Raw genomic sequence first — 26960 nt, 5'->3', positions numbered from 1 at the left:
CGGTTCTCAGACTTTCGCCGGCACCGCCGCAATAGGTGCTGCCGGAACATTCGCCGCGGCCGCTCGCTGATAGGCCTCGCGCCGCTGAATACGTTCGAGATAGGGCACCGCATTCTCGCAAATGCCAACGCCATAAGCGATGGCCCAGTCGAGGCACGTCGTAAGGAGGATATCCGCGCTGCTGAAGCGGTCGCCCATGAGAAACTGCCGGCCGTCGGCAAGGGCGACTTCAACATGGCGCAACTGCCCGCGAAAATATTCCGCGGCTTGAGCCACGACCTCAGGCGCAACGCCGTAGATGTGTCCCAGTGCATCCGCTCGGTGGCGGCGCATGACGTAAAGGCTCGTGGAATCAAGCTCGGCCACGATAAAGAAGCACCATTCGAGCCACGCGGCATAGTCGCGGGTGCCTTCCGGAATCAGCGAGCGGTCCGGCGTGGAATACATGCGCGACAGATAGGCAACGATCGCGGCGCTTTCGCCGATGCAGAAGTCGCCGTCCTGAAGCAGCGGGATTTTCTGGCGAGGATTGAGCCTGGTGTATTCAGCCGTCTTGGTCTCGCCCGTCCGTGGCCCGATCGGCTTGACCGTGTAGGACAAGCCAAGTTCGTGCATGGCCCAGTGTGCACGAATGGTGCGGCTTGTGCCGGCGCCCCACAGGGTGAGATCGGGCGTCGCGCTCATCACCACTTCTCCACAGACGGGCGAAGATCGAGTTCATGGGTCCAGCCGTCGCGGCTTTGCTGATGGGTGAACCAGTACGCTTCGGCAATAGAGGATGTCTTCGTCAGGCTGTCCGGCGGGATCCCGCTTACCTCGATCCCCTTCGCCGCTTTCATGCGCTGGTGAATGGCTTCGCTATCGACGCCGGCGTCGATGACGAGATGGACGACATGGATATTCTTCGGCCCAAGCTCGCGCGCCATGGCCTGTGCCACCGCGCGAAGTCCGAATTTCGCCGATGAAAACGCGGCAAAGCCCTGGCCGCCGCGAATGCTGGCGGTCGCACCGGTAAAGAAGATGGTGCCGCGTCCGCGCGGCAGCATGAATCGCGCGGCCTCGCGCCCCACAAGGAATCCTGCGTAGCAGGCCAGCTCCCAGGCCTTGAAGAAAAGCTTTTCTGTGGTGTCCAGCAGCGGCTTGTTGACATTCGATCCGGCATTGAAAAGGCAGACCTCGATCGGTCCGATATTGCTTTCGACCTCGGAAAAAAGCTTCTGGACTTCGGCTTCCTGACGCGCATCGACGCTGAAGGCGTGGATGCGATGGCCTGCCGCAGCCAGTTCGTCCACTAGCCCCTGAGATTTGGCGGCGTCGCGCCGGCAGATGCACACCGTATAGCCGCCTTTGGCAAAACGCCGTGCAACGGCAGCGCCGATCGCATCGCCTGCGCCCACCAGGATTGCCACGCCGCGACCCTGCACCATGCTCGCTCCCTAATAGGTTCTTTTTTGATACTTATTGGTAGCTACTCTCCGCCGCGTTGTAAACGAACTTTTCCAGACCCTCGAAATGGCAGCCCGCGGAACAACTGGTCTGATCGACGATCCGGCACTGCCGCACATGATCAGGCGATGCAGCGCGGCGAAGGCGCTGGCAGATCGGCGGTGACTTGCCAATCGCGGGCGCTTTTGGTCATTGCCAACGTCGAAAGATGACGCTGGCGTTGACGCCCCCGAAGCCGAATCCGTTGGAAATCGCATGCTCCATCGTCATCCGCCTGGCCTCGCCGGCGACGAGGTCGACGCCTTCCGCAGCCGGATCGGCATTTTCGAGATTGAGAGTGGGCGGTGCGACCTGGTCCCGTAGCGCGAGGATCGTGAAGATCGCTTCCGCTCCTCCGGCTGCGCCGAGCAGGTGACCGGTTGCCGATTTGGTGGCGCTCACGGCAATTTTTCCGTCGTGGCCGAACACGGCTTTGATCGCCTCCAGTTCGGAAACGTCGCCAACCGGCGTCGAAGTGGAATGGGCGTTGAGATGCTGGATGTCACTGGGCTTAAGGCTGGCCTGCCGCAAGGCGCCTTCCATGGCGCGGCGCGCGCCGTCGCCGTCCTCGGGGCCTGACGTGATGTGGTAGGCGTCAGCAGTCGTGCCATAGCCAGCGATTTCGGCGATCGGCTGGGCGCCGCGGCGGAGCGCGTGCTCCAGCTCTTCAATGACGAGGATGCCGGCGCCTTCGCCCATGACGAAGCCATCGCGGTCGCGGTCGAAGGGGCGGGACGCACGCGTCGGCGTTTCGTTGAAGCCCGTCGAAAGGGCCCGGGCGGCGGCGAAGCCGCCAAGGCTCACGAGATCAATGCAGGCTTCCGAGCCATCGCAAATCGCAACGTCGGCTTCTCCGGTCCGGATGAGACGTGCGGCATCGCCAATCGCCTGTACGCTGGCCGCGCAAGCGGTGACCGGCGTACCGATGGGACCCTTGAAGTCGTAGCGAATGGAGATATGACCGGCCGCGAGATTGGCGAGAAAAGACGGCACGGTGAACGGCGAGAGGCGCCGGACCCCGCGCTGATCCGTGGTGCGAACCGATTCGACGATGGCCGGAAAGCCTCCGATGCCGGATGCGATCACGGTCGCCGTGCGCTCAAGCGAATGCGCATCGGACGGAGTCCATGCCGCTTGTGCAATGGCCTCGGCCGCGGCGACCAGTGCGAACAGGATGAAGCGCCATCCTCCGCTGATCCTTGGGAGGAACGACCAGATTCGGATCGAAGCCCCCATCCGGATCATCGGCCTTCATCGGCACGATCCCAGCGACCCGTGCAGGAAGCGCAGCCGCCCATTCGGGAAGGGCCGCCAGCCCCGAACGGGCCGCGAGCAGCCGCGACCATGCCAGCTCACTGCCGCAGCCCAGCGGTGATACGAGTCCCATTCCCGTAACGACGATGCGACGCATGATCAGATGACTTTCGAGGTCGGCTTGGCTAGTCCGGTTAAGCCGGCAATCCCATCTGCTTGCGAAGGCTCTTGTCGAACATCCGTTCGGGGACGAAACGACGCAGGACGCTCACCTGTCGTGCCATCTTGCCGCAGGTGTATCGCAGACGGGGCGATTTGGTCGTCACGGCTTCTAGGACCCAGTCAGCGACAATGTCGGGACTGTCGGCTGTCTTCATGATCTCTCGCATGAGCGCGCCGGATCGCGTTCGCGCCGAGACGTACGCGTCCAGGCTCCGATCCGGCAGCACCATGTTTTGTTCGAACGAAGTTTTGGTATACGCCGGCTCAAGCAAGCAAATTCGAATGCCGAAGGTCCGCACCTCGTGGTCCAGGGACTCCGAATAGCCTTCGAGAGCATGCTTTGTGGAGGAGTAGAGGGCCGAAAATGGGGCAGGTATTAAGCCCATGACCGAACTTATATTGACGATCCGTCCCGCTTTTTGACTTCGCATCACAGGGAGAACCGCGTTGGTCGTGCGGATCACTCCGAAAAGGTTTACGTCGAACAACGCTTGGGCTTGTTGCACCGACGATTCTTCAGCTGCGGCAAGCAGGCCGGTTCCCGCGTTGTTCACCAGAACGTCGATCCTGCCCGCCGTATCGAGCACCTTGTCGACGACCGCCTTGACTGATGCGTCGTCCGTTACATCGCAGGGAATCATCGTAATGCCGTCCGCGATGCTTGCGGCGGCCCGCCGGCTCGTGCCGAAAACGCGGAATCCGGCTTGACGCAGCGCCTTTGCCGAAGCCTGCCCGATTCCCGTCGCGGCCCCGGTCACAATCGCTACCTTGCCATCTTGTCGCATAGAAAGCCTCTGTCGATGCTATTGAGCAGCCGATTTAGATGACGCTCGTTCTGACGGTCGGGAAATTGGCAGCAATCTCGGGAGCGTCAGTTGTTACCGAGTTCTTTCCGAATATCTCGTGGCCGGCCGACCTGACTGCGTGAGCGCACGGCTCAACGCAATGCGGGCGTCCTCAAACGCCGTCCAGAACGATGTATCCTCCAATGAGGGAAAGCAGACCAGCTCGCCCTGGTCCAATGCGTGGAGAGCGGTGTCGACCAATTCCTCCGCGGACATGAAGAGTTCGTCGGGGAAGGGCGCCTCAGTGAGACCGGATGCTTCAAAAAATTCCGTACGAACCGGGCCGGGAAGCACCGCCTGAACCGTGACGTTGGTCTTTGCAAGCTCCATCTGGAGCGAGCGGGTGAAATTCAGGACATATCCCTTGGTGCCGGAGTAGCCTGCGCCGGAAGGTGTTGGCATGACCGCGATGGTGGAGGCGATATTGATGATCGTTCCGGAATTGCGCCGCAGGAAACCCGGCAGGACTGCATGCGTCAGTCGTGTCAACGCCAGCACATTGATCTTAATCAGGTTCTCCAACGCAGCCGCAGCCACTTTCGACGTGGGCCCAAGAGCGCCAAGGCCGGCATTGTTGATCAGGACGTCGATGTCCTCCCGTTCGGTCAGTAACGCCTCAATGCGCAACAGGTCCGCCGGATCGCCGAGATCCGCAGTCACGATCTCGACGGCGCGCTTTGTCTTGGCTTGGATTTTGCTGGCGATCTCTTCTAGTCGGTTCCGACGACGGGCGACGAGAATCAAGTTGTAGCCGCGCTCCGCCATTCGTTCGGCATAGGCAGCGCCTATCCCCGACGAGGCACCGGTAACGACTGCAAAACGCTGATGGTTGCTCATCCTGATCTATGCCTCGGACAATCGGCCTGACTAAGCCGGCTCTTGAATGGGGTACGGCACCGGCTTGTTTTCCTCGAGCCAGCGCTTCTCGTCCTCGGAATTTGGCGGCGGCGGGGGCATGCCTTGGATCTGCCAGAGATCAAAAGGCGTTTCGTCGATGTGGATTTCCCAATCCCTGCCGCGATCCTTGATGTAGGGCGCCAGCGCCTTTTCCGCCCAGCCCATCCATTTGGCTTTCAGCTTCTTGGCGTCGGGCGGGAATGACCGGGCGATGTGATCCACCGAGATGCGAACGAAATTGTGCGCCTCCTCGCCGCCCATATAGAAGGACTCGGGGGTAACCTCGTGAAAAACGACGATGACGTAGAATTTTGGCAGTCCGCGATAGAGCTCGGTAATTCGTTGCGAAAGGGCGCGTTTGTCTTCAGCGGTGAAGGCGCCGACCGGATGATAGATTTTCCAAAAGGGCATTTTTCCTCCTGAAGCGGGACGCGGTTTGGCTCGCCAATGATGATCATCATCATTATTTGGGCGAGCATCATCATTATTTGGGTGTCTTGTCAATCATTAATAATGACATGTATCATCGTAACGGTGTGAGATTCGGGAGATTGGTCGTGCGGATTACTGAAAGTCAGGCCCAGAAAAACCGGCAGAAAGTTGTCGCGAGGGCATCAAAGCTCTTTCGCGAGGGCGGTTTCGACGGCATTTCGGTCAACGATCTGATGAAAGCCGCCGGCTTCACGCATGGCGGATTCTACAATCACTTCGAATCGAAGAGCGCACTGGCCTGTGAGGCCCTCGACTACGCATTCCGCCAGATGGATGGCGTGCGGGAACAAATGCCGAGCCTCGACGAGTTCGTTACGTCTTATCTGTCGGAGGAGGCTCGGAAGGCGCCTGGTTCCACGTGTCCGGCGGCGGCGCTGGCAGGCGAGGTCGCACGACAGCCGGATAGCATCAAAAGCGTTTTCGCCGAGGGCGTCGAGCGGATGATCTTGTCGATTGCAGATTCGTTGCCCGAGATGGCGTCCGCTCGCGAGGAGGCGGTGGATCTGGTCTGTCGTATGGTCGGAGCGTTGGTCCTGGCCAGAGCAATGCCGGCGTCGAGCAATCTTGGCCGTGAATTGCTCGCGACGGCAACAGAGAGCTGCCGGAAAAATGTGACGCGTTCAAACGGGCTGCGGCGAAGCGGGCGCAATTCAAAAGGTCCGGGCTGACCCTTCGTGTCGAGCCGTGGTCGCTGCGAACCTGCAGACGCGGGGCCCGGCTTGGCTGTGTTGCTCGGAGCAGCGATTCGTTCTGCCCGCAGGAAGTGCTATCCGCATTTCATACGCCCGGCCTCCAGCCACGTGCGTGGCCTCTCCGTCTGCGATCATGTGGCCTCCACTGCATTGCGAATTCGCGGATTTTGTTCAAGAGCCCATCGGACGGCCTTCGGAGCACGTCCAAGTAATCGTTCAAGCTCGTCGTTGACAACATCGTAACGTCCGCCTGCGACCAAGCGGGTGATGGTTTTCAGGTGGTCTGCAATGTGCGGATTGCGAGATGCCAGAGCATTGTTGATGTACGTCTCGATCCAGGCATCCAGGTCCTAGGGCACGTACGAAATCTTACGTCCCAGCGCGGCACCGTAATCCTCCGCAAACCCATGCATGTCCTTCAACTCTGGCCCGGTGAGCGCATATGACATCGATATATGCGCCGAGGGATCGATCAGGATTTTCGTGCAAATCTCCGCAACATCATAGGCGGCGATTGGCGCGATTTTCTGCGTGCCAAAGGGCAGGTGGAGTTCGCCCGCACTTAGCAATTGCTTTAGCGGAAACCAGGAAAGGATCGGGTTTTCGGCGAACATCGTCGCTTGGATGTTAACGACCGGGAGGCCGGACCACTGCAGCGCCTGCTCCGACGCCCAATGGGCCCTCTGTTGCGGCGACCACTCGGCGACGGATCCTCCGAGCCAGGCGAGTCGCGCCTCCTGCGCGGCGGTCATTCTATCGAATGTCATGAAGGTCTGCTCAAACTCCGAGATGTTCACGAAAACCTCGATGTCTCCTTGCGCGCGCGCAGCGGCAGCCATCAGGATGGTTGCGTCGCTATAGTAAGGGTTCAAGCTCATGCTGAAGTAGACCCTCCCACAACCTTTCAGGGCAGCCGCGACATCGGCGACATTGAGGAGATCGCCGACGAACACCTGGGCTCCGGCCCTTCGAAGCGCCTCCGCCCGCTCGTCGTCCCGCCTCACGAAGGCACGCACCGGATATTGCTTCTCCAGCAGCATGTCGATCATCGTCTTGCTTACGGAGCCAACTTCGCCGCCGGCGCCAGTGATCAGAATAGGGGTCCGCTTCGACATCGACTTGTCCTTTTGGCTGGGCGACTGGATCGTTCCTTGAACAGATGGCGGTTTTCGCGATCGAGGCGAGCGTGACCAGTCAGCTTCTCAGGAAGCGGAGGACGTGGTTCAGAACGGCATCGGGTTGTTCAAGATGCAGGAAATGCCCGACGCCGGGCATGACGCTCGAGTCCATTCGTGAACAGCGACTCCATGTCTTCGCTAAGCTGCGCGGACATGCAGCCGTCCTCCGTTCCATGTAGATAGAGCGACGGGACCGAAATTGGACCGCTTGCGAGAGCCTCAAGAGCTCGAGCAGTAATCCCAAATCGGAACGAAATTCATTGGCGAGCATCGCCCGATCAGTTGCGAAAAGCGTTCGGAAAGATCAGAAGTCGGGGTTGCCGGCCGCCGAGCCTAGACTCCCAACTTTGTAGATTCAGCTTCCAGGGTTTTTGCTATGACCTTCAGCCATTTGTGAACCGCTCTTATCTTCTCGGAAGAGCCGTCGACCTTCCGATACGTAAAATAGAAGTCTCTTAGCCCTATGTCCATCGAGCCCCAGAGCTTTACAACGCTCAGGGCACCGCCGGTGACCATCGGCGCTACCAGTGGAAACGGCGCTAGAATCATCCCCATCGCTGACCGCGCCATCTGTATCGCTGTCAGAAGGCTATCGCCGATCAACTCCGCCTCCTTCGAAGCGAGCTGCGGCTCATACTCGCCAAACCATTTCTGCCAGCTATCAGGCGCCGTGTTGAACCTGATCAGCGGCATTTTTGCCAAGTCATGCGAGTTTCGAATGGGTGCAAAGCGCTCCAATAGTGTCCTGTCGGCGCATGGCGCGACGCGCGACTTGAGCAGTCGATGAAAAGTCAAGCTGCTGAACGGAGGCTCGCCGAATTGAACGGCGGCATCGATGTTATCCCTCTCAAAATCTACCGGAGTGTTCTTGGCTTCCAGCCTCAAGTCGATTCCAGGATTATCGACGCGGAACCTTTCGAGTTGGGGAAGCGCCGCAAGCATTGCGAAGGTCGGAGTCACGCTAACTCTGACAATCCTGCCGCGCTTTCTGTCGTCCAAGAGGTCGCTCGCTCGAGACAATTCGTTGAATGCGCTTAGCACCGCGGCGGCATATATCGCGCCGCTTTCGGTGAGTTCGATGTTGCGGCCGCTGCGCTGAACGAGCTGGAGACCAAAATGAGCTTCGAGGGTGCGGATTTGATGACTGATCGCGGATGGCGTGAGATTCAAGCTTTCGGAGGCAAGCTTGACGCTGCCAGAGCGTGCGAGAGCCTCGAATGCGCGGAGGCTCGCCAGCGGGGGGAGGGTTGATTGTGCATTCGACATTCTTGCGGTGAGCCCAGTTCAACATTCCACAATCGATTTCAATTGTTTTCCTACGGCCGGCTGATCAATTTAGTGGAGGCAGCGGACGTTCCATAGCTGATTTTAACTCTTACCAAAGCGGTATCGAACCAATTCGGCGCCGTACCGCAGGCCGACCAGGGCGGAAACGAGACGAGGGCATGACGATGAACTCACCGCAGCGACACGATCACCATACGCAGGCCGCCACGAAGATCAATGCGGGGCTACCACAGCCGCCCGTCTTCAAAACCTTGGCCGAGGAGAGGCAACACAGAAAGGAACGGTTGGCCGCCGGCCTCAGACTTTTCGCCAAGTTCGGATTCGACGAGGGAGTCGCTGGCCACATCACCGCCCGCGATCCGGAGTTTACGGATACGTTTTGGGTGAATGGCTTCGGGATGAGCTTCGGCTTGATCAAGGCCTCAGATCTTATTCGGGTCAACCATAAAGGCGAAGTCGTCGAAGGCAGCTATCCTGTCAATGCGGCTGCTTTTGCGATTCACGCAAGCGTTCATGCGGCTCGTCCCGATTCCGTCGGTGCGGCGCATTCCCACTCCACGCATGGCCGCGCGTTCTCGACGCTCGCTCGGAAACTGGAGCCAATTACGCAAGACGCGTGCGCATTCTACAACGATCACGCTCTATACGAGGATTACGGTGGGGTGGCAGTCGAACTGGACGAAGGTCAGCGAATCGCCCAGGCGCTGGGGCCGCACAAAGCAGTCATCTTGCAGAACCATGGACTTCTGACTGTCGGACAGACCGTGGATGAGGCGGTCTGGTGGTTCATCACGATGGAGCGCTCGTGCCAAGTGCAGTTACTCGCCGAGGCGGCGGCGGCGCGAACCGGTCAACCTCTCAAGAACATTCCCGAGGAATCCGCAAAACAGGCGTTTGCTATTCTCGGCACGCCGAGGACGGGTTGGTTTCAGTTCCAGACCCTATACTCGAAACTCGTCAAGGAGCAGCCGGATCTGCTCAACTGATGTATCGAACCGCCAAAGCCGTTCGGAGAAGCGCATGAGCATGCCCAGTCGCCGGTACGCTTGCGCCAGTTGGGTTGGACGAACCCTTGACGGTATTTGCGCGAATTTCAGGGCCGCTCACGTACGGTGAAAACAGTGCTGAGCAAAGCCCTTCAGGGCGATTCAAGATATTTCCGGCCGAAAGACGACATGGCAATGACGTGTAAAACAGCCTCGCCTCCCGATTGGGCGGGAGGCTGGTCGCAGTTATCCCTCCATCATCGAACTCTCGCCCAACGCTGTTCCATTAAGCGGCCATTCGCAACAAACTGACGATCTCGGATTCGCCTGTGAAAGGCCGTGGATTAGCCTGAACGAAGCGATGATTGATTGCAATCTTGCTGATCTGCTCGAACTTGTCTTCACCAATGCCGACATCGACGAGTCGGCCAGGCAGTCCAAGTCTCCTGGCGAATTCCGCAAAGGCGTCTGCCGCTTCGTCGCCCGGAGCGCCCAGAGCCGTCGCCAAATGCTTCTGCGCTTCCTCAGTGAACGGCTTGTTGTAGCGAAGAAGGCTCGGCATCATGACAGGTGTGCAATAGTAGTGGGGAACGCCGAAGGTGCCTCCCAGCACATGGCCGATGCCGTGGCTTGCTCCCATCGGAATGCGTGCCTGCAGCCCAAACGAGGCAAGCCACGAACCATATTGAGAAAGCCGGCGTGCCTCAAGATCGTCCGGATGGTCTAAGGTCCGGAGCATTCCTTCACGCAGAATGCGGATGCCTGCCAGCACGACTTCGTCAGCCAAGGGAGTGCCCGCCGGCGAGCACAATGCTTCGATTCCGTGATCCATCGAGCGTGTGCCCGATCCCATCCAAAGTGTTGAAGGCGTATGAAGCGTGAGGGCGGGGTCGAGAATGATCGCCACTGGCATCATTTGGGGGTGAAAGAAAATTTGCTTCAGCTTATTGCGCTCATCTGTGACGAGCGCTGCCGCGTTGTATTCGCCACCATTCAGCGTGGATGGCACCGCGATCTGTCGGACTGTCGGCGAGCGGAAGGGAGAATGGCTCACGCCTGGACCCATGGGAAAGGGATCGAAGCCCGCTTCATCGCGGATATCGTGCTCCATGGCCATGATGACGATCTTGGCGAGATCGACGGCAGAACCTCCACCAACAGCCACGACTAAATCAGCTCGCGCGTCCTTTGCGTGGAGGGCAACCTCGGCAGCTTGCTTGCGTGTCGTGTGCTGCGCAATTCCATCGAAGGTCGCTACATGTTTGTCACCAAGCGTACGCCGGATTTGCTCGATCTCATCGGTCTTGGTGTTCAAGGTTCGACTGACGATAAGGAAGACCCGCTTTGCTTTAAGTCGCTCCGCCTCTTCATTGATAGCTTCAGACGCACCTTTGCCATAGATGACACGATCAATCGCTGGAAAGTTATGTGCACCAGTCCTGCGCATTTTTTCCTCCCATTGGGTTAGTGGCCGAAAGCCCGAGAAGTCGCCTGATCTCGAATTGGAGCGGTCAGTTCCTCAACGTGGAGAAACTGGCCGGTACCGACATCTCAGGCGGCGACGGCTTCGCGAACCTGTTCGACTGCTGCATCCAGTAACGCCTGTGCCAAATCGGGGTCGTTGACGACGCGCGATAGCGTCACCGCACCGACCATCGTCGAGAGAATGGCCATGGCCGTGCCGTTGAGCTCATCGCCGTCGGTTCGGGCAATGAAGCGGCCAATGACTTCGAGATGCGCCCTGATTCCCGCTTCGAATGCCGCTTTCACATCGGGCCCCTGTCTGGCGGCATCTGCGCCGAGCGCCACGATCGGGCAGCCGTCCATCTTTTCTTCGCGATGGTCGGCACTGAGGTAGAACGCAATCACTGCGCCAAGCGGATCATTGGGATTCTCCGTGGCCGCGTCCGACCATCGGCGGGAGGCGCTCTCCAATGCCCGCCTGGACGCCTCTACCGCCAAATCCTCTTTTGACGCGAACTGCTTGTAGAAGGCGCCTTGGGTCAGCCCGGCCCCCTCCATCAGATCCTTGAGCCCGATGCCATCAAAGCCGCGCTCCCGGAAAAGGCGACTTGCCACATTGATCACGTTTTGGCGGTTTTCCGCGGCCTGAATGCGACTCACTCGCATCGTGGACCTCCTTTTTAGATTGCATTCGAAATCTATATATCAGATAGAGGCTGAACGCAATCTATCAACAGGCACGAGAGGATCTGCAGGAGGTGGGCGGCTCCTGCATAAAGGCCGCCGCTCCCGAAAATGGCAGGCACCTTGCGCGGATCACGTTCTCGTCAATTCCGTTTTTTAGATTGCGATCGAACTCTATTATGGATATAGCGTTCGAATGAAATCTAAACGGCATAGGAGATGGGGATGAGAAAGAGAAGACTTGTGGTCTTAGCCGGTGTCCTGATCGCGGCGTCCGGGGCGGCCGCGTTCGCTACTCTTGCCATTCCCACTCGAAAAGCCTCTGCCCTGGGCGACCCCAGGCAGGAACCGCCGATCGTCAGCTTGGTGACAGCAGCACGAGTAACCGGATCCGAACGCGGCTTCACGGGCGTCGTCGGGGCGAGGGTGGAAAGCAATCTCGCTTTTCGTGTCCCCGGTAAGATCCTGCAACGGCTTGTGAATGTCGGCGACCAGGTCAAAGCCGGCCAGCCGCTGATGCGGATCGACGAAACCGACCTCCGCCTTGTGCTCACGGCGAAGCGCAATGCCGTCGCCGCAGCGCGTGCATCTGTCGTTCAGATGGACGCGGATGAACGGCGGTATGCCAACCTGGTAAGCGACGGATGGGCTTCCCGACAGCGCTACGAGCAGGCGAAGGCGGCGTCGGACACAGCCAACGCGCAACTCGCCGCCGCCGAAGCCGAAGCACGGGTCGCCGAGAACCAGACGACCTATTCCGTCCTGGTGGCGGACGCGGACGGAACGGTCATGCAAACGCTTGGCGAGCCGGGACAAGTGGTCTCCGCCGGCCAGACCGTGGTTCGGCTTGCCCAGGCCGGTCCCCGCGAAGCGGTGGTCGCGCTTCCCGAAACAATCCGGCCGGCGATCGGCTCGGTGGCCGAGGCCAGCTTGTATGGGAGCGATGGGCGCCGCTTTAGGGCGCATCTCCGGCAGTTGTCGGATTCCGCAGATGCCCAGACCCGTACCTATGAGGCCCGCTATGTGCTCGACGGTGAGGCTGCGGCGGCACCGCTTGGCGCGACGGTCACCATTCGGCTGGCAAGCCAGGAGACTAAGCCGGAAGTCCAGGTGCCGCTGGGAGCCGTGCTCGATGACGGCAGAAAGACCGGCGTTTGGGTCTTCGACAGCGCCACCTCGACCGTACACTTTCAGCCCATCAAGCTTGTGCGTGTGACCAGCGAAACCGCCGTGATCTCCGGGCTGAGCCCTGGTGATCGGGTTGTTTCGCTCGGCGCTCATCTCCTGCAGGAGGGCGCTCGCGTCAGGGCTGCCTCGGAGAATAGGAGCAGCTGATGAGCTTCAATCTTTCCGTGATCGCCGTTGGAGAGGCCAGATGCTTTACAGTTCCATTGTCAAGAAAGAAATCCGAAAGACTTTCGACCACGTCAACAATCATCGCTGGGATGAAGCGGTGAAAGCAGTCGCGCCGCATGTCCATCACCGCGTTTCCGGCGCCCATGCGCTTGGTGGTGAGCGCCGCGGCAAAGAAGACCTGCGCCGCTGGTTTGAGCGCCTCGGACGCGTCCTGCCCACTCTCCATCTCACGGTCAGCAACATCTCGGTGAAGGGCTGGCCATGGCACACCACCGTGTTTGCCCAGTGGGAGGGCACCGCGAAGCTGCTGAACGGCGACGCGTCGTACGTCAACCGTGGTCTCCATGTGTTCACTCTGCGGTGGGGTCGAGTCTATGCACTCGAGGAATTTCAAGATTCACAGGAAGCGGCCCGTGGGCTTGCTGCCCAGGCGGCTGCTGGCCTCAAAGAAGCTGTCGCCGAACCAATTGTAAGTCAGCAGCAGCGCAGTTACAGGCCGCGCTTTTTAGGTTGAGCGCGGTTCACTCGGCGCCCGCCGGCTGCAGGAGGGTGCGAGCGTCAAGACGAACGTCGAGGAAATTGGAGTGGCCAAGTAATGAATTTCAATCTTTCCGCGATCGCCGTTCGCGAACGGGCCATCACCCTGTTCTTCATCATCCTGCTGGCCGCCGCGGGCGCCTACGCCTTCTTCATGCTCGGGCGGGCGGAGGACCCCTCCTTCACCATCAAGACCCTGACTGTCACGACGGCATGGCCGGGCGCGACGGCGCGCGAGATGCAGGACCAAGTCGCCGAACCGTTGGAGAAACGGCTTCAGGAACTGACCTGGTACGACCGGGTGGAGACGACCACCCGGCCAGGTTACGCGTATATGACGGTGACGCTGAAGGACAGTACACCGCCATCCAGCGTGCAGGAGGAGTTCTACCAGGCCCGCAAGAAGCTCGGGGATGAAGCCCGCAAGCTGCCGTCCGGCGTGCTTGGCCCCTTCGTCAACGACGAATATTCGGACGTGAGCTTCGCCCTTTATGCCCTCAAGGGGAAGGGCATGCCCATGCGTGAGCTGGCTAGGAAGGCCGAGGTGATCCGCCAGGACCTCCTGCACGTGCCCGGCGTCAAGAAGATCAACATCCTCGGTGAACGTCCCGAACAGATATTCGTCGATTTTTCCTATGCTAAACTGGCGACCCTCGGCGTGTCGGCACAAGATATTGTTGCCGCCTTGCAGCGGCAGAATACGGTGACACCGGCCGGCTCGATCGACACTCAGGGCCCACAGGTCTTCATCCGGATCAACGGCGCCTATGACAGCATCCAGACGATCGCCGACACACCGATCGTCGCTGCGGGGCGGATGCTGAAGCTCTCCGACATCGCTGATGTCCGCCGCGGTTACGAGGATCCTCCCACCTACCTCATCCGACACCAGGGTGAGCCCACCATCTTGCTCGCGGCCGTTATGCAAGAGGGCTGGAATGGTCTCGCGCTCGGCAAGGCGCTGGAAGAGAGGTCTGCAGCTATCGCACGGACGCTGCCGCTCGGAATGACACTCGACAAGGTGACCGATCAGGCCGTCAACATCACCTCAGCGGTCGACGAATTCATGCTGAAGTTCGCGATGGCGCTCGGCGTGGTGCTGCTGGTGAGCTTGCTCAGCCTCGGCTGGCGCGTCGGTATCGTCGTGGCGGCTGCCGTCCCTCTGACGCTTGCCGTCGTGTTCCTGATCATGCTTGAAACCGGCCGGTTCTTCGACCGCATCACGCTCGGCGCCCTCATCCTTGCGCTTGGTCTTCTCGTGGACGACGCCATCATCGCCATCGAGGTGATGGTGGTGGAAATGGAAGAAGGCATGGATCGCATCAAGGCGGCGGCCTATGCGTGGAGCCACACTGCGGCGCCGATGCTGTCCGGAACACTCGTGACGATCGCCGGATTCCTGCCGGTGGGGTTCGCGCGCTCGACCGCCGGTGAATACGCCGGCAACATCTTCTGGGTCGTGGGGTTCGCCCTCATCGTCTCCTGGATCGTCGCGGTGGTCTTTACGCCCTATCTTGGCGTCAAGATGCTGCCGGCGATCAAACCGGTCGAAGGCGGTCACCACGCGATCTACGACACACCGAACTATCGGCGTCTGCGAGGGCTCATCACCTTCGCCGTGCGCCACAAGTTCGTAACCTGCGGCATCGTCGCCGTCGCTTTCGCGCTTTCCGGCGTCGGCATGGGTGCCGTCAAACAGCAGTTCTTCCCGACATCCGACCGTCCCGAAGTGCTCGTGGAGGTTCGCCTGCCGGAAGGCACCAGCATTGAGACGACGACCGCCACGGTCGAGAAGCTCGAACGTTGGCTGCACGACCAGCCCGAGGCCAAGATCGTCACGAGCTATATCGGTCAGGGCGCTCCCCGCTTCTTCTTCGCAATGGCGCCGGAACTGCCCGATCCTGCTTTCGCCAAGATCGTCGTGCTGACACCGGACGCCGAGGCGCGCGAGGCTTTGAAGCATCGGCTCCGAGAGGCGGTATCACAGGGGCTTGCGCCCGAGGCCTATGTGCGCGTCACTCAGCTTGTGTTCGGACCCTACACGCCGTTCCCGGTCGAGTTTCGGGTCATGGGACCTGATCCCACGCAATTGTCCGCTATCTCTGAAAAAGCCCTCGACATCATGCGGCACATTCCGGACGTGCGGCAAGCGAACCGTGATTGGGGCAATCGTACGCCCGTGCTACGCTTCATCCCGGATCAGGATCGGCTGAACCTCATCGGCCTCTCGCCAGCGGAGATGAGCCAGCAGCTCCAGCTTCTCCTCACCGGCATCGCCGTTACGCAGGTTCGCGAGGACATCCGCAACGTTCCGATCGTGATGCGCAGCGCCGGCGGCGAGCGGCTGGACCCGACGCGTCTGGCTGACTTCTCGCTGACGAGCCGAAACGGCCGGCAGATTCCGCTCGACCAGATCGGACATTCGGAAGTCCGTCTGGAAGAGCCGATCCTGAAGCGCCGCGATCGCACACCGGTCATCACGATCCGCTCGGACATCAATGAGGCGACGCAGCCTCCAGAGGTTTCCAAGGAGATCATGAAGGCCCTTCAGCCGCTGATCGCATCCCTTCCGGCCGGCTACCGCATCGAATTGGGTGGTTCGATCGAGGAGGCGGAAAAGGCCAACACCGCGCTGGGTAAAATCTTCCCAGCCATGATCGCCGCCATGCTGATCGTCATCATGCTGCAGGTACGATCCTTCTCAACGATGGCCCTGGTCATGCTGACGGCACCGCTCGGTCTCGTCGGCGTCGTGCCCATGTTGATCACCTTCAACCAGCCCTTCGGGTTCAACGCCATTCTGGGCCTGATAGGACTGGCCGGCATCCTGATGCGCAATACGCTGATCCTGACTGAACAGATCAAGGAAAACCTCGCGGCCGGACTTGACGACTATCACGCTGTAATCGAAGCCACGGTGCAACGCACGAGGCCCGTGATCCTGACCGCACTTGCCGCCGTGCTGGCCTTCATCCCCCTCACGCACTCCGTGTTCTGGGGATCGATGGCCTATACGTTGATCGGCGGCACGGCAGTCGGCACGGCGCTGATCCTGCTCTTCCTTCCCGCGCTCTATGCCGCGTGGTTCCGGATCAAGCCAACTGCAGATGGGATCCATGAGGGTTCGACGGAGGAACCGGAATTGCGAACAGCAATGGCTGCCGAGTAGGGCGCTGTTAAATCCATGAATCGTCCGGTCCGAACGGCAAATGATTCCGACGAGGCGCGCGCACGCATCCTGGAGGTAGCGGAGGAGCACTTTCGCCGCATCGGTTACCACAAGACATCGGTGGCGGACATCGCCTCCGAACTCGGCATGAGCCCGGCGAATGTCTACCGTTTCTTTCCCTCCAGGGATGCGATCAACGAGTCCATCTGCGGGCGGCTTGTGAACGAGGTTGCCGACCTTGCCTTTGCGATCGCGCGCACGAACGCGTCGGCCACGGAGAAACTCGACCAACTCCTGACCGCCGTTCACCGCCACAACAAGATGACGCTGGTCAAGGAAAGGTATATGCATGACCTGATTGCTGCCGCCACGCGGGAGAACTGGGCGATCATCAAGGCGCATATCGCGCGGATGGTGACGATCTTCGAGACGATCGTACGTGAGGGTATCGAAGCCGGCGAGTTTGACGTCGAAGACGCCGCGGAAGCCGCACGAGCTGTCAAGTTAGCGTTCATGCCGTTCTTCCATCCGATTCTGATCCAGCATTGCGTTCAGCACGGCGAAGATACCGAAGCAGGCCTGCGCGATCAGATCCGCTTTATCCTGAAAGCTCTCGGCAAGTCTGGCTAAGTAGTCTGCCCATTCAGGTCTGCGGTTCTGATTGAGCAGAGTGCTGATGCCATCCATGAGGAATCAGCTTTCGGAGGTGGTTTGCGCTCCCGTAATTTCGCGGTCTTGACGCGAATCGGTTTCAATCCAAAATTGGCTGGAACCTACGGTAATATTGCTGGAAACCGGCGTTGGGCTGTTCTCATGTTCGACGTTTACATTTGCGACCGTCGTTATTTGCTCGTGCTCCCGAAGGGCACACTAATTCCAAGAGATGGAAACCTGGCCCGCTCACCAAAGAGGAAGCGGGGCGTTGTGAGTGTGAGCGAAGAGATTAGAAGAGCAATCGGGAAAGATGGTTACTACCGGCGAAAGCTCGGCAGGTTTTGATCAATATGCGCCGCTTTCCGATCGACCAGATCATCGCAACTTCGTGGGAGAAGCTCGCAGACGACCTTGCGATCGAACTGGAAATATGCAGCGGAGAGAAGCGCCATACTATCGAAGAGATGCGTCTCCTTCTGGCGGTGAAGGGCTATCGAGCAATCCCGTGCTACTCGGAAGCTGATGCGATCTCCAGCGAAGAGCCGGCAATATCGATTTGATCGCCGTGGTGCCTGAATAGAGGTCACCTCAAATCGGGTCGCGGAATAGCTCGCGCCCGCAGGTCCTACATCATGACGGAAAGCAGCAATTGGCATGAAGTATCGGTGATGACAGTCGAGCAGCGCGAATTGGAGCGGTGCAGGCAAGAGATTGCTCGCCTCAAAGAGCTGGTCGTACGGCTTTCCGAAATTGCCTTACGCAACATCGTGGAAAGAGCTGAGCGTGGACAGAATAAGTGAGGCCGAAACGACGAACCGAACGAAAACAGGCTTCTTCAACAGCCGCGCTGGAAAGAAGGCATGGCAATGAAGTCATCTTCTCGTCTGCGATTTTGGCGGGACAAGCGCGGCGCGACCTTCATTGAGTACAGCCTGATCGCGGCCGCGATTTCGGTTCCTCTTGTCCTTGCCATGAACGGTCTTCATGCCAATCGCGGCATCACTTGTAGTTCTTCACCTTCGCTCAATGTGTCGACCGACCAGCTTGACAAGTTGGGCTCCACACGTGAAAGCCAGCAATGATGGTCCTCGCAAGTTCCTCGGAGCGATGAGATGATCGAGGTACGAATGCTGCGATGTCCGATGAATGAGTCGGGAATTGGCCGATGCTGTCTAAATTGCTCTGCCGCGTTGCCTTTGCCGTTAGGGAGCGATGATTGGCGACGAGTTGCGCCGCCAGGCTAACGTTTTCACCCACTTGGCGGAATTGGGGGCAGCCCAGATCCTTTCAAGTGGCAACCCCGCGGCAATGATCAGCGTCACCTTCCCGTTTTAAGCATCAGGCTGAGCGATGATCTCGCCAAAAAAGAGGAAAGCACTGCTGCAAAGAAGCCCAGCGGGGCTGCGGAGATTCGCCCCCCAAGGCGGCCGCGTTGTCCACCCTGAGCCTCGTTCGCGCTTGGAACAAGCCGTCTTACATTCCTGCTCAACCAAGTGCAGATCCGCGGCCCGGCGCATCTAAAACGCACACCCGCTTCATCTCAGAAGTGGGCAAGCGAGGCTGCCTTTACTCAAAGCGAATACGGATTCTCTTTCCTTCCGCCCGACCAAGCGTGACGGATTGCGGGAATCGACGCGAGTGGCCGGCGCAAGGTTGAGGGCAAGATGGACGTCGCCATGGAACTTGCCCGACGTATCGATCAGATGGTTCTGCTCTCCGGCGACGGTGACTTTTCGTTCCCTGGTCGAAGCTATGCAACATCGCGGCATCCGCGTCACGGTTGTCTCGACGCCGCGATTTACGCGAGCGACCTGTCTTGGGCGAGTCGCGCTGACCGATTTGGCTCATGTGGTCGCCGAAGCAGTGAAGCATCGCTTTGCAACTGGAGATGATCAATTCCGCGCTGGCGACCGGCTGCCGCCTGGTTAGAGCGCCCGGCGGGGAACCACTATCAAGGGTCTGCGTTTAGGAACGGAAGGAGGCTGTCGGCCGGCAATCCGAGCTCGGAGGCGTCCTTCGCGGAGGAAAACGGGATATGCTGTACTTTGGGCGGCTGATGGTTGCCTTCGCTGCTATCCTTCTCCTGGCTAGCGGTATCTGGGCAAATCTAGGCAAGGTGCCACTATCCGAAATGCGCGGCCATTGGGTCACGCAGGCCATGCGATGAGCTAGACAAGCGACATCCTCTGTCGCAAGCGCTTGCGGGACATGTGGAGCCCGAATCTGCAGAATGGATTTTCGCGACGGCGCCAACGCGTCGGCGTGGAAAGGATCAACACCTTTGACCCTTATCCGCTTATCGAGTTGAGCGCGAACGTTTATTTGCCCGAAAGCATCGGATGCAGATTTGCGTCGGCTTATCATGTTGTTCTGTAAGCCGATCGTGCCCGGCGACGTGATCCGGGACCCACCGGGTATCCGGCCCGCAAGACGGTGGTCCGTGAGAACCCCCGCCGTCGAGGAGAAAAATGCGGCGCGACGGAGATGACAAGGTCGAACGGTGGCTGCCGTCCGGCGGGGCTATGTTATGGTTCTGGTCCGTCGGCAGTTCTACGTGATGGCCATGCCTGCATCGGTAAAACGGCAGCATCCTTGCCCAATTGCGAGCGATGTTGCACGGGCGGCGAGCTGATTGTTACCGGATGCTGGATGCGCGCACTGGCGCAACGATGACAATGTTCCGTTGCAGAAGGTGCGGGTATACGACGTGGGACGATCACCTCGGCCCAAGCCGTAGTCCCAACGCTCCTACGTAGGACAATACAGGGTCGTATGAAAATCACGCCGCAGCAGCTTGAGAATTTCGGGACGCAGATCGCGTGCCCGGATCGACACCGACGACGGCATCAAGGAACTGATCGGCTACCTCAGCCGGGACGACTATGTTGATGTGCTGGCGCGCGTCGCCGAAATCGTGCGCGAGCTGAGTAGCGACGCTAGTCGTGAACTCGGCGGGATAGACAGCCCGCAATACAGCTTCGTCCCCGCTATTGCGGTTGCGCGAACATTGTCGACCATATGCCTTTACGGCCTCCGATCGAAATGCGTAGACCGTGCGCTTCATCAAGCTAAATCTTATCCACCGTCCCGATGCCATCGGTCAGGACGACGGCCTTGCCGAGAAGTTCAGCCTGAGCTTGTTCGAATTCGGCTTGACATTGAACCCCCGCTTCAGGAACGAGGCCATGGAGCTGTCCGGAAGCCCCGGGCCTTGCCGCCCACCGGAACGGCTCGGGCTGGTAAGTAGTTCTACGAGATCGCCTGAGGGTTGCGCTCATATAGAGCAAGCTATTGCGAGAAAATGCCCGGAGAACTACGGTCTATCTTTCGATCGTCCCAGATGTGCTCGCCGATGGCTGCGCATCGTGCATGTCGGACTGAATTGCAGCTTCTCGTTCGGCGGCGCTTGCACGCGCGACAGCTCCTTAGACTCAAGCGGGTTCCCTAAACCGAATGTTCACCAGCGTCGCAAGCCGAGCCGATGTTAACTCTGAGGTTGTATTCTGGTGCAAGGCTCGCGTCGTATACTGCGCGGCAGGAGGGAACATGCATAAACATTTGGCGGCACTGCCCGATGGGTTGGGGCAGCAGAGTGAGGATTTTCTGCCTTATGTCCGGCGCTTGGAGCTGGCGCTGGACAACATGAGCCAGGGTCTCCTGATGTTCGATTCAGCGGCGCGCGTGGTGGTTGTCAACGAGCGTTACATCCAAATGTACGGTCTTTCGCCAGAGATCGTAACGCCTGGCTGCTCGTTGCGCGAACTGATTCAGCATCGGAAGGACACCGGATCGTTTGTGGGAGATGTCGATCACTATTGCGCCAGTATCCTGAGCGCAGTGTCGCGCGGACGTACCGCCAGCATATTCGCCGACACGGCCGATGGGCGAACGATCAACGTCGTCTACCGGCCGATCGCCGATGGGGGGTGGGTCGTGACACTCGAAGACATCAGCGAGCGGCGGCAGGCAGAGGCGCAGATTGCCCACATGGCCCATCATGATGCGCTGACAGGCCTGCCCAATCGGGTATTTTTCCGCGCGCGGCTTGATGATGAACTGAAGCGGAGGCGGCGTAGAGAGCGTGTCGCCGTTCTCTACCTCGATCTCGATAATTTCAAGAGCGTCAACGAAACGCTCGGACACCCTGTCGGCGACGATCTCCTGAAGGCGGTTGCCAATCGACTGCGCGGATGCGTCAGAGAAATCGATACGGTCGCGCGTCTTGGCGGCGACGAGTTTGCAATTGCGCAGACCGGCGCCCGCCGGCCGCTGGATGTTGCCGAGCTCGCTGCGCGAGTTCGTGAAGCGGTGGCCGCGCCTTACGAGCTTGCAGACCATCAGATCATCGTCGATGCCAGCATCGGCATTGCGATTTCACCGTCGGACGGCACCAACCCCGACCAGCTCATCAAGAAGGCCGATCTGGCCCTGTATTGTGCAAAGACGGGTGGGCGCGGGATCTACCGGTTCTTCGAACCGGAGATGGATATCCGTATGACGGCGCGTCGGAACCTCGAGCTCGATCTGCGTAAGGCCTTGGCTCGTGGCGAGTTCGAATTGCACTACCAGCCGCTCGTCAATCTCGAGCGCAGCGAAATCAGCGGCTGCGAGGCCCTTGTCCGATGGCGACATCCGCGACGCGGTCTGGTCTCGCCGGCCGAATTCATTCCGATTGCCGAAGAAACCGGTCTCATCACCGGCCTGGGCGAATGGGTGATCAGAACCGCCTGTGCGGAAGCCGCGACCTGGCCCGATGATCTCAAAGTTGCCGTGAACGTTTCCCCGGTGCAGTTCAAGAACCAGAACATTGCACAAATTGTCATAAGCGCGTTGGCGGCGACCGGTTTGCCGGCTCAGCGGCTGGAAATTGAAATCACGGAAGCAGTCCTGATGCAACACACCGAGGCGACTCTCACTACTCTCAATCAGCTTCGTGAGCTGGGTGTACGAATCGCGATGGACGATTTCGGTACGGGCTACTCGTCTCTGAGCTATTTGCGCAGCTTTCCATTCGACAAGATCAAGATTGATCAATCCTTCATCAGAGACCTTTCGGATCAGACCGAGTCTGCCGCCATCGTGCGCGCCGTCACCGGCTTGGCTGCGAGCCTCCACATGACCACGACGGCCGAAGGTATCGAGACGGAGCAGCAATGCGAGATCGCCAAAGCCGCGGGTTGCACGGAAATGCAGGGCTATCTGTTCAGCCGGCCCGTTTCCGCCGACCGCATCGCCGAGCTCATGCGGTCGCCTGTCGTTGCCGCACCGGCGCTTCAACCGGAGAGTGAACCCTCTCTCAATAGGGCCGAGACCCAAGACAGCGCAAGAAGCGCTTCGCTTGAGCGTGAGGGTCGCTTAGGCAATCATTAAGCCTGTAGGCAAAAGCCTACAAAGATCAACCCGTCGTTGATACGCCTTCTCTAAATGAGTGGCTTCGTCCACGAAGGGCCTCTCTCGGCAATGACTCTCGCAGCAGCCTTGATCTATTGGGCCATCATCGCCCTATGGCTTGCGGTCTTCGCTGCAATAAGCGTCGCCTATATCCGCAATCCCAGAACGTTCGGGACCGTGCGGCTGCTCTTGTCGGTGCTCGTCATCGACACGACCCGCAACATCGCCGAGAATCTCTATTTCGGAATATATTTCGGGGGCCAGTACGGTTTATTTCCGAGCTCCCTGGTGTCCGTGCTCGGCAATCCCAGCTATCTCATCATCCCGAAAGTGCTGAACGTGATCGCGGCTCTGGCGGTCCTCGGCCTGCTCGTGTTTCGATGGCTGCCCCTGGCCGCCAAGGAGAGAGCGAAGGCTGACGCGGATTTCCGCTTGCAGGCGGATGCGTTAAGTCAGGAAACACGGGAGCGACAACGCCTTTTCGACACCTCGCTGGATCTCATTGTCGTCACGGATCCGAATGGAACCTTCGTCCGGGTCAGTCCCAGCTCGTTCGCCATCGTGGGATACCGACCAGAGGATATGATCGGTCGAAACGGTACCGACTTCATTTACCCTGAAGACTGGGAAAGCATTCGAAGGGAGATGAAGCTAGGGCGACTGAGCGGCCAGGGCACACGAAATTTCGACACGCGGTATGTCCACAAGAACGGGACGATCATTTCCTTGGCCTGGTCTGGTGTGTGGTCTGAGCCCGAGCAGAAGTACTTTCTCATTGGCCGGGATGTCACGGAGCGAAAGATCGCTGAGGAGAAGTTGCGAAGGCTCGCACATTACGACCAGTTGACTGGGCTCCCCAATCGCGCCAGCCTCAATAAAGATCTCGAGGAAGTCTTCGTTGACCTCGATACCCGCTCGGTATCGATTGCGATATTCGATCTCGATGGTTTCAAGGACATCAATGATACGCTCGGCCACACCATTGGCGATAAACTATTGCAAATGGTGGCCGACCGCGCGGCTGCCGCCGCGGCAGGGCGGCGCGTGTATCGGCTCGGCGGCGATGAATTTGTCTTGACGTTGCCCGACTGCGGAGATCCGCTTGTCGCAATGCAAGCCGTCAAAGCCATATTCAGCCGCCTGACCGAGTGCTTTGAAGTCGAGGGCCACAGGTTATTTGTTGCCGCCAGCGCGGGCGTTGCCGTGGCGCCGGCGCATGGGGCCACCATCGACGAGCTGGTCGCCAACGCGGACCTAGCGCTTTACGACGCCAAGAATGCCGGGGGGCAAATGCCTCGGCTGTTTATCCCGACGCTACGCGCAAAAGCCAGTGCCCGGCGCGAGCTGGAAGGTGAGCTGCGCCGCGCCTGCACAAATCATGAATTTGTGCTCCATTTTCAACCTCAGGTTCGCTCCAGCGATAAAGCGATTGTCGGGGCCGAAGCCCTCCTTCGCTGGCAACATCCGGACAAGGGCCTTTTGGCGCCAGCCGCCTTTATCGATGTTCTGTCGGAGAGCGCCGTTGCCCTTGAAGTGAGCCGATGGATATTGGCAAGTGCCTGCAAGGTCGCCGCTTCGTGGCGAAAGCCGGGAAGATCCGGCCTTCGCATCGGCGTGAATCTCTTTGCTGTCCAGTTCCGGCGCGGTACCCTGCTCAACGATGTGGAGGTGGCGCTGAGCGAGAGCGGATTGCCGCCGGATGCGCTTGAACTGGAAGTGACCGAAAACATTGCGCTTCGAAATGACGAGGCGATAATTGGATCTCTTCAGCAATTGCGTGCGAAGGGAATCGGTATTGCTTTCGACGATTTCGGCACCGGCTACGCGTCATTGAGTTCTCTGACGCGGTTCCCGCTCACGCGAATCAAGATCGATCGCGGCTTTGTAGCGAACATAGCGGGGCAATCGGGCGCCGAGGACGCTGCGATTGTGCGATCCATCATTGCCATGGCGCGAAACCTGAAGCTTGAGGTTACCGCAGAAGGCGTTGAGACAGCGGCTCAGGAAGCGTTTCTGGCGGCCGAAGGTTGTGACGAGCTTCAAGGATTTCGCTTCTCAAAGCCGCTTCCTGCGAAGACGTTCGAGATCTTCGCGTCTTCATATCCAGAGATGACCACGGAGGGGTGGGCGACCGGTGCGGCGACTTAATCCCGCTCACAGGAGGCCTGGTCAGACAGCCGATTGCTGAAGCCCCACGCGTTCCGGCTCGGTTGGCAACACGAAAGTGATCGCCCAGCAAAGCACAAGCATGACGGCGGATCCGATGAGGCAGCCTTCGATGCCGGCGAGCTGATAAAGCAGGCCCGAGAGAATGATCCCGAGCAGGCGCCCGACGGCATTCGCCGCATAGTAGAAGCCGACATCCTCCGCGGCCTTCTCGGACCCGGCATAAGCTAGAATCAGGTAGGAATGCAGGGACGAATTGACGGCAAAAGGCACGCCGAACAGTGCCAAGCCTCATACCAGCATAAGCTCCGGCCGTGGGATGTCGGGCGTGCGCATCAAAACAGCAAGCACGATTGGCACCGCTGCCAAGATCGCTGCCCACAGGCGTGCGGCAGCGATTTCACGGCTTAGCCCGTCCGGACTGCGCGTGACGAGCGAGGGCGCCACCGCTTGAATGCCGCCATAAACGATCGTCCACGTGGCAAGGAAGCCGCTGACCTGCAAGAACCACCAGCCATGCGCGTAGAGATACACCGGCAGACCGACCACGAACCACACATCGCGCGCGCCGAACATGAAAATGCGTTCCGCCGCCAGCAGATTGATGCTGCGCGTCTTGCTGAACAGCTCGCGCATGGACTTGGAGGATTTCGTCTTGCCGAGCTGCCTCGGCAGCAGGAGCAGCCCAGCCACAAAGATCGCAGCGATGAGCGCCGCCATCACCCATAGCGCTGGTCGGAAGCCGATGACCTCGAGCAGGAGTCCGCCAAGAAAGAAGCCAACGCCCTTCATGGCGTTCTTGGAGCCGGTGAACCATGCGACCCACTTGAAGAGCTGGCCGCTGCCTTCGGCCGACGTCGCCTTGATCGCGGACTTCGAGGCGGTTTTAGTAATGTCCTTAGCGACGCCCGCGATGCCTTGGGCCACCACGACCCAGGTCACCGATAGTGCCGCGCTCCATCCCTCGCCGAGCAGCGAAAGCATCAGGAGACCGGCAATCTGCAGGATTTGGCCGACCGCCAACATGCGCGGGATGCCGTAGCGCGAAGCAAAATAGCCGCCGCCGACATTGGCGACGATGCCGGCCGCCTCATACAGCAGGAACATGAAGGCGAGGGTGAATGGCGTGTAGCCCAAGCGGTAGAAATGAAACAGCACCAACATGCGCAGCGCGCCGTCGGTGAGTGTGAAGCCCCAGTAGGAGGCCGTAACGATCAGATAGTTGCGCGTTTGTGCTGTCATAGCCCGCGCTCCTCTACGATATTGGCCAGGTCCACCATCCGGCAGGCGTAACCGACTTCGTTGTCGTACCAGGCGTAGACCTTCAGCAGCGTTTCGTCGGTGACCATGGTGCTGGCGGCATCGACGATCGAGCTGCGTGAGTCATTGTTGAAGTCGGCCGAGACGAGCGGACGTGTCTCGAAGCCGAGAATGCCCGCGAGCTCGCCTTCGGCGGCCTGTTTGAAGAGCGCGTTGACTTCTTCGGGACTCGTCTTACGCGCAACTTCGAACACACAATCCGTAAGGCTGGCGTTGAGCACCGGCGCGCGCACCGCGTGACCGTTGAGCTTACCCATCAGCTCCGGATAAATAAGGGCGATCGCGGTGGCACTTCCGGTCGTGGTCGGCTGCAGAGAGAGCAGCGCCGAGCGAGCCCGCCGGAGATCCTTGTGAAGGGCGTCAACCACGACATTGGTGTTGGTCGGGTCGTGGATCGTCGTAATCTGACCGTGTCTGATGCCGATCGCCTCATGAATCACTTTCACAACCGGCGCGAGGCAGTTGGTGGTGCAGGACGCCGCCGTCAGCAGTTTGTGCTTCGGCGGGTCGTACAGCCTGTCATTGACGCCGACGACAATGTTGAGGGCGCTCTCATCCTTCACCGGTGCGGCGACAATCACGCGCTTGACGCCGCGGTCGAAATATCCCTGCAACTGCTCCTGTTTGAGGAACTTGCCGGTGCATTCCAGGACGATATCGCATCCGAGATCGCCCCAGGGGATATCGGCGGGGGATGCTGCCTCGGTGAAGCCGAGTTGCTTATTCGCGATTGTGATTGCCTTGCCAGAATCAATCCCGAGCGGCGTATTCCAGCGACCATGCAGACTGTCGAACTCCAGCAGATGCGCTGTCGCTTCGATGCCACCCTTCAGTTCATTGACGTGAACGACGTCAAGACGGTTGCCGGCCCGGGGATCGCT

Annotated in this window: 24 protein-coding genes and 2 pseudogenes; 12 read left to right on the top strand and 14 right to left on the bottom strand. The window is 59.5% G+C overall.

Features of this window, described 5'->3' with window-relative positions; all coding sequences use genetic code 11:
- Window positions 1-6: 6 nt before the first annotated feature.
- The 6 genes and pseudogenes from MTX23_RS31250 to MTX23_RS31225 all read right to left on the bottom strand — a co-directional run bounded on the left by MTX23_RS31250 (window position 7) and on the right by MTX23_RS31225 (window position 5207).
- The gene (locus MTX23_RS31250; protein WP_280973942.1) at window positions 7-684 is read right to left on the bottom strand and encodes a glutathione S-transferase family protein; all 678 of its coding nucleotides are present in this window, start codon (window positions 682-684) and stop codon (window positions 7-9) included.
- On the bottom strand, window positions 684-1427 hold the full coding sequence (locus MTX23_RS31245) for an SDR family NAD(P)-dependent oxidoreductase (protein ID WP_280973941.1): 744 nt from the start codon (window positions 1425-1427) through the stop codon (window positions 684-686). Before MTX23_RS31245 ends, MTX23_RS31250 begins: the two co-directional genes overlap by 1 nt.
- 208 nt (window positions 1428-1635) lie before the next feature.
- Window positions 1636-2896: pseudogene (gene fabF, locus MTX23_RS31240) on the bottom strand (beta-ketoacyl-ACP synthase II).
- 37 nt (window positions 2897-2933) lie between these two features.
- Window positions 2934-3746 carry an oxidoreductase gene (locus MTX23_RS31235; protein WP_280973940.1) on the bottom strand — a complete coding sequence of 271 codons (813 nt, stop codon included), beginning with the start codon at window positions 3744-3746 and terminating at the stop codon, window positions 2934-2936.
- Window positions 3747-3839: 93 nt separating this feature from the next.
- Window positions 3840-4643 (bottom strand): SDR family oxidoreductase, encoded by an 804-nt coding sequence (locus MTX23_RS31230; RefSeq protein ID WP_280973939.1) that lies wholly within the window; start codon window positions 4641-4643, stop codon window positions 3840-3842.
- A 30-nt stretch (window positions 4644-4673) separates the two neighbouring features.
- Entirely contained in the window at window positions 4674-5207 is a 534-nt protein-coding gene (locus MTX23_RS31225) for a tautomerase family protein (protein WP_280973938.1), read from the bottom strand.
- A 53-nt stretch (window positions 5208-5260) separates the two neighbouring features.
- On the opposite strand from MTX23_RS31225, the gene MTX23_RS31220 reads away from it, so the two are divergent.
- A complete protein-coding gene (locus MTX23_RS31220) occupies window positions 5261-5863 on the top strand; it encodes a TetR/AcrR family transcriptional regulator (protein ID WP_280973937.1) in 603 nt (200 codons plus the stop codon).
- A gap of 374 nt (window positions 5864-6237) precedes the next feature.
- Here the strand turns inward: MTX23_RS31220 and MTX23_RS31215 are convergent, their stop codons facing one another.
- Both MTX23_RS31215 and MTX23_RS31210 read right to left on the bottom strand, forming a co-directional pair.
- Window positions 6238-7002: an NAD(P)H-binding protein gene (locus MTX23_RS31215; RefSeq protein ID WP_280973936.1), complete on the bottom strand. Its 765-nt coding sequence runs from the start codon at window positions 7000-7002 to the stop codon at window positions 6238-6240.
- Window positions 7003-7398: 396 nt separating this feature from the next.
- Entirely contained in the window at window positions 7399-8331 is a 933-nt protein-coding gene (locus tag MTX23_RS31210; protein WP_280973935.1) for a LysR substrate-binding domain-containing protein, read from the bottom strand.
- A gap of 179 nt (window positions 8332-8510) precedes the next feature.
- On the opposite strand from MTX23_RS31210, the gene MTX23_RS31205 reads away from it, so the two are divergent.
- Window positions 8511-9338 carry a class II aldolase/adducin family protein gene (locus tag MTX23_RS31205; RefSeq protein WP_280973934.1) on the top strand — a complete coding sequence of 276 codons (828 nt, stop codon included), beginning with the start codon at window positions 8511-8513 and terminating at the stop codon, window positions 9336-9338.
- A 286-nt stretch (window positions 9339-9624) separates the two neighbouring features.
- On the opposite strand, the gene MTX23_RS31200 is transcribed toward MTX23_RS31205, so the two are convergent.
- Window positions 9625-10785: an iron-containing alcohol dehydrogenase gene (locus MTX23_RS31200; RefSeq protein ID WP_280973933.1), complete on the bottom strand. Its 1161-nt coding sequence runs from the start codon at window positions 10783-10785 to the stop codon at window positions 9625-9627.
- Between the two features lie 104 nt (window positions 10786-10889).
- On the bottom strand, window positions 10890-11468 hold the full coding sequence (locus MTX23_RS31195) for a TetR/AcrR family transcriptional regulator (protein WP_280973932.1): 579 nt from the start codon (window positions 11466-11468) through the stop codon (window positions 10890-10892).
- 243 nt (window positions 11469-11711) lie between these two features.
- Between MTX23_RS31195 and MTX23_RS31190 the strand changes: the two genes are divergently transcribed.
- The 8 genes and pseudogenes from MTX23_RS31190 to MTX23_RS31155 form a co-directional block, all read left to right on the top strand.
- Window positions 11712-12821 (top strand): efflux RND transporter periplasmic adaptor subunit, encoded by a 1110-nt coding sequence (locus MTX23_RS31190; protein WP_280973931.1) that lies wholly within the window; start codon window positions 11712-11714, stop codon window positions 12819-12821.
- Between the two features lie 40 nt (window positions 12822-12861).
- Window positions 12862-13356 (top strand): nuclear transport factor 2 family protein, encoded by a 495-nt coding sequence (locus MTX23_RS31185; RefSeq protein WP_280973930.1) that lies wholly within the window; start codon window positions 12862-12864, stop codon window positions 13354-13356.
- 81 nt (window positions 13357-13437) lie between these two features.
- Window positions 13438-16548 (top strand): efflux RND transporter permease subunit, encoded by a 3111-nt coding sequence (locus MTX23_RS31180; protein ID WP_280973929.1) that lies wholly within the window; start codon window positions 13438-13440, stop codon window positions 16546-16548.
- Between the two features lie 120 nt (window positions 16549-16668).
- The gene (locus tag MTX23_RS31175) at window positions 16669-17178 is read left to right on the top strand and encodes a TetR family transcriptional regulator (protein ID WP_280973928.1); all 510 of its coding nucleotides are present in this window, start codon (window positions 16669-16671) and stop codon (window positions 17176-17178) included.
- 374 nt (window positions 17179-17552) lie between these two features.
- A complete protein-coding gene (locus tag MTX23_RS31170; protein WP_280973927.1) occupies window positions 17553-17762 on the top strand; it encodes a hypothetical protein in 210 nt (69 codons plus the stop codon).
- 72 nt (window positions 17763-17834) lie between these two features.
- Window positions 17835-18002 carry a hypothetical protein gene (locus tag MTX23_RS31165; RefSeq protein WP_280973926.1) on the top strand — a complete coding sequence of 56 codons (168 nt, stop codon included), beginning with the start codon at window positions 17835-17837 and terminating at the stop codon, window positions 18000-18002.
- Window positions 18003-18062: 60 nt separating this feature from the next.
- The gene (locus tag MTX23_RS36500) at window positions 18063-18284 is read left to right on the top strand and encodes a Flp family type IVb pilin (RefSeq protein WP_348637538.1); all 222 of its coding nucleotides are present in this window, start codon (window positions 18063-18065) and stop codon (window positions 18282-18284) included.
- A gap of 546 nt (window positions 18285-18830) precedes the next feature.
- Window positions 18831-18993 (top strand): annotated as a pseudogene (locus MTX23_RS31155) (NYN domain-containing protein); the annotation flags it as partial.
- 988 nt (window positions 18994-19981) lie between these two features.
- Here the strand turns inward: MTX23_RS31155 and MTX23_RS31150 are convergent.
- Window positions 19982-20266 carry a hypothetical protein gene (locus MTX23_RS31150; RefSeq protein ID WP_280973925.1) on the bottom strand — a complete coding sequence of 95 codons (285 nt, stop codon included), beginning with the start codon at window positions 20264-20266 and terminating at the stop codon, window positions 19982-19984.
- Window positions 20267-20748: 482 nt separating this feature from the next.
- On the opposite strand from MTX23_RS31150, the gene MTX23_RS31145 reads away from it, so the two are divergent.
- A complete protein-coding gene (locus MTX23_RS31145; protein ID WP_280973924.1) occupies window positions 20749-22572 on the top strand; it encodes an EAL domain-containing protein in 1824 nt (607 codons plus the stop codon).
- Window positions 22573-22626: 54 nt separating this feature from the next.
- Complete coding sequence (locus MTX23_RS31140; RefSeq protein WP_280973923.1) at window positions 22627-24741, top strand: EAL domain-containing protein; 2115 nt, start codon at window positions 22627-22629, stop codon at window positions 24739-24741.
- Window positions 24742-24762: 21 nt separating this feature from the next.
- Here MTX23_RS31140 and MTX23_RS31135 read toward each other — a convergent pair whose 3' ends face one another.
- From MTX23_RS31135 to MTX23_RS31125, 3 genes are read right to left on the bottom strand one after another with little or no spacing between them, the layout of a single operon-like run.
- Entirely contained in the window at window positions 24763-25047 is a 285-nt protein-coding gene (locus tag MTX23_RS31135) for a hypothetical protein (RefSeq protein WP_280973922.1), read from the bottom strand.
- 3 nt (window positions 25048-25050) lie between these two features.
- Window positions 25051-26001 (bottom strand): MFS transporter, encoded by a 951-nt coding sequence (locus MTX23_RS31130; RefSeq protein ID WP_280973921.1) that lies wholly within the window; start codon window positions 25999-26001, stop codon window positions 25051-25053.
- Window positions 25998-26882 carry an ArsJ-associated glyceraldehyde-3-phosphate dehydrogenase gene (locus MTX23_RS31125; protein WP_280978278.1) on the bottom strand — a complete coding sequence of 295 codons (885 nt, stop codon included), beginning with the start codon at window positions 26880-26882 and terminating at the stop codon, window positions 25998-26000. The genes MTX23_RS31130 and MTX23_RS31125 overlap by 4 nt, the downstream gene beginning before the upstream one ends.
- Between the last annotated feature and the right edge of the window lie 78 nt (window positions 26883-26960).

Origin of the sequence: Bradyrhizobium sp. ISRA436 (genome assembly GCF_029910015.1) — a bacterium.
GTDB lineage: Bacteria > Pseudomonadota > Alphaproteobacteria > Rhizobiales > Xanthobacteraceae > Bradyrhizobium.
Note: the sequence above shows the minus strand (reverse complement) of the source record. Positions and strands in the feature narration are given on the sequence as shown.

What these genes read in the sequence shown, in the direction of transcription:
- MTX23_RS31250 (WP_280973942.1), bottom strand. Translation starts at nt 684, where the DNA reads ATGAGCGCGACGCCCGATCTCACCCTGTGGGGCGCCGGCACAAGCCGC.
- MTX23_RS31245 (WP_280973941.1), bottom strand. Translation starts at nt 1,427, where the DNA reads ATGGTGCAGGGTCGCGGCGTGGCAATCCTGGTGGGCGCAGGCGATGCG.
- MTX23_RS31235 (WP_280973940.1), bottom strand. Translation starts at nt 3,746, where the DNA reads ATGCGACAAGATGGCAAGGTAGCGATTGTGACCGGGGCCGCGACGGGA.
- MTX23_RS31230 (WP_280973939.1), bottom strand. Translation starts at nt 4,643, where the DNA reads ATGAGCAACCATCAGCGTTTTGCAGTCGTTACCGGTGCCTCGTCGGGG.
- MTX23_RS31215 (WP_280973936.1), bottom strand. Translation starts at nt 7,002, where the DNA reads ATGTCGAAGCGGACCCCTATTCTGATCACTGGCGCCGGCGGCGAAGTT.
- MTX23_RS31210 (WP_280973935.1), bottom strand. Translation starts at nt 8,331, where the DNA reads ATGTCGAATGCACAATCAACCCTCCCCCCGCTGGCGAGCCTCCGCGCA.
- MTX23_RS31205 (WP_280973934.1), top strand. Translation starts at nt 8,511, where the DNA reads ATGACGATGAACTCACCGCAGCGACACGATCACCATACGCAGGCCGCC.
- MTX23_RS31200 (WP_280973933.1), bottom strand. Translation starts at nt 10,785, where the DNA reads ATGCGCAGGACTGGTGCACATAACTTTCCAGCGATTGATCGTGTCATC.
- MTX23_RS31195 (WP_280973932.1), bottom strand. Translation starts at nt 11,468, where the DNA reads ATGCGAGTGAGTCGCATTCAGGCCGCGGAAAACCGCCAAAACGTGATC.
- MTX23_RS31190 (WP_280973931.1), top strand. Translation starts at nt 11,712, where the DNA reads ATGAGAAAGAGAAGACTTGTGGTCTTAGCCGGTGTCCTGATCGCGGCG.
- MTX23_RS31185 (WP_280973930.1), top strand. Translation starts at nt 12,862, where the DNA reads ATGCTTTACAGTTCCATTGTCAAGAAAGAAATCCGAAAGACTTTCGAC.
- MTX23_RS31180 (WP_280973929.1), top strand. Translation starts at nt 13,438, where the DNA reads ATGAATTTCAATCTTTCCGCGATCGCCGTTCGCGAACGGGCCATCACC.
- MTX23_RS31170 (WP_280973927.1), top strand. Translation starts at nt 17,553, where the DNA reads ATGCGCCGCTTTCCGATCGACCAGATCATCGCAACTTCGTGGGAGAAG.
- MTX23_RS31165 (WP_280973926.1), top strand. Translation starts at nt 17,835, where the DNA reads ATGACGGAAAGCAGCAATTGGCATGAAGTATCGGTGATGACAGTCGAG.
- MTX23_RS36500 (WP_348637538.1), top strand. Translation starts at nt 18,063, where the DNA reads ATGGCAATGAAGTCATCTTCTCGTCTGCGATTTTGGCGGGACAAGCGC.
- MTX23_RS31150 (WP_280973925.1), bottom strand. Translation starts at nt 20,266, where the DNA reads ATGAAGCGCACGGTCTACGCATTTCGATCGGAGGCCGTAAAGGCATAT.
- MTX23_RS31145 (WP_280973924.1), top strand. Translation starts at nt 20,749, where the DNA reads ATGCATAAACATTTGGCGGCACTGCCCGATGGGTTGGGGCAGCAGAGT.
- MTX23_RS31140 (WP_280973923.1), top strand. Translation starts at nt 22,627, where the DNA reads ATGAGTGGCTTCGTCCACGAAGGGCCTCTCTCGGCAATGACTCTCGCA.
- MTX23_RS31130 (WP_280973921.1), bottom strand. Translation starts at nt 26,001, where the DNA reads ATGACAGCACAAACGCGCAACTATCTGATCGTTACGGCCTCCTACTGG.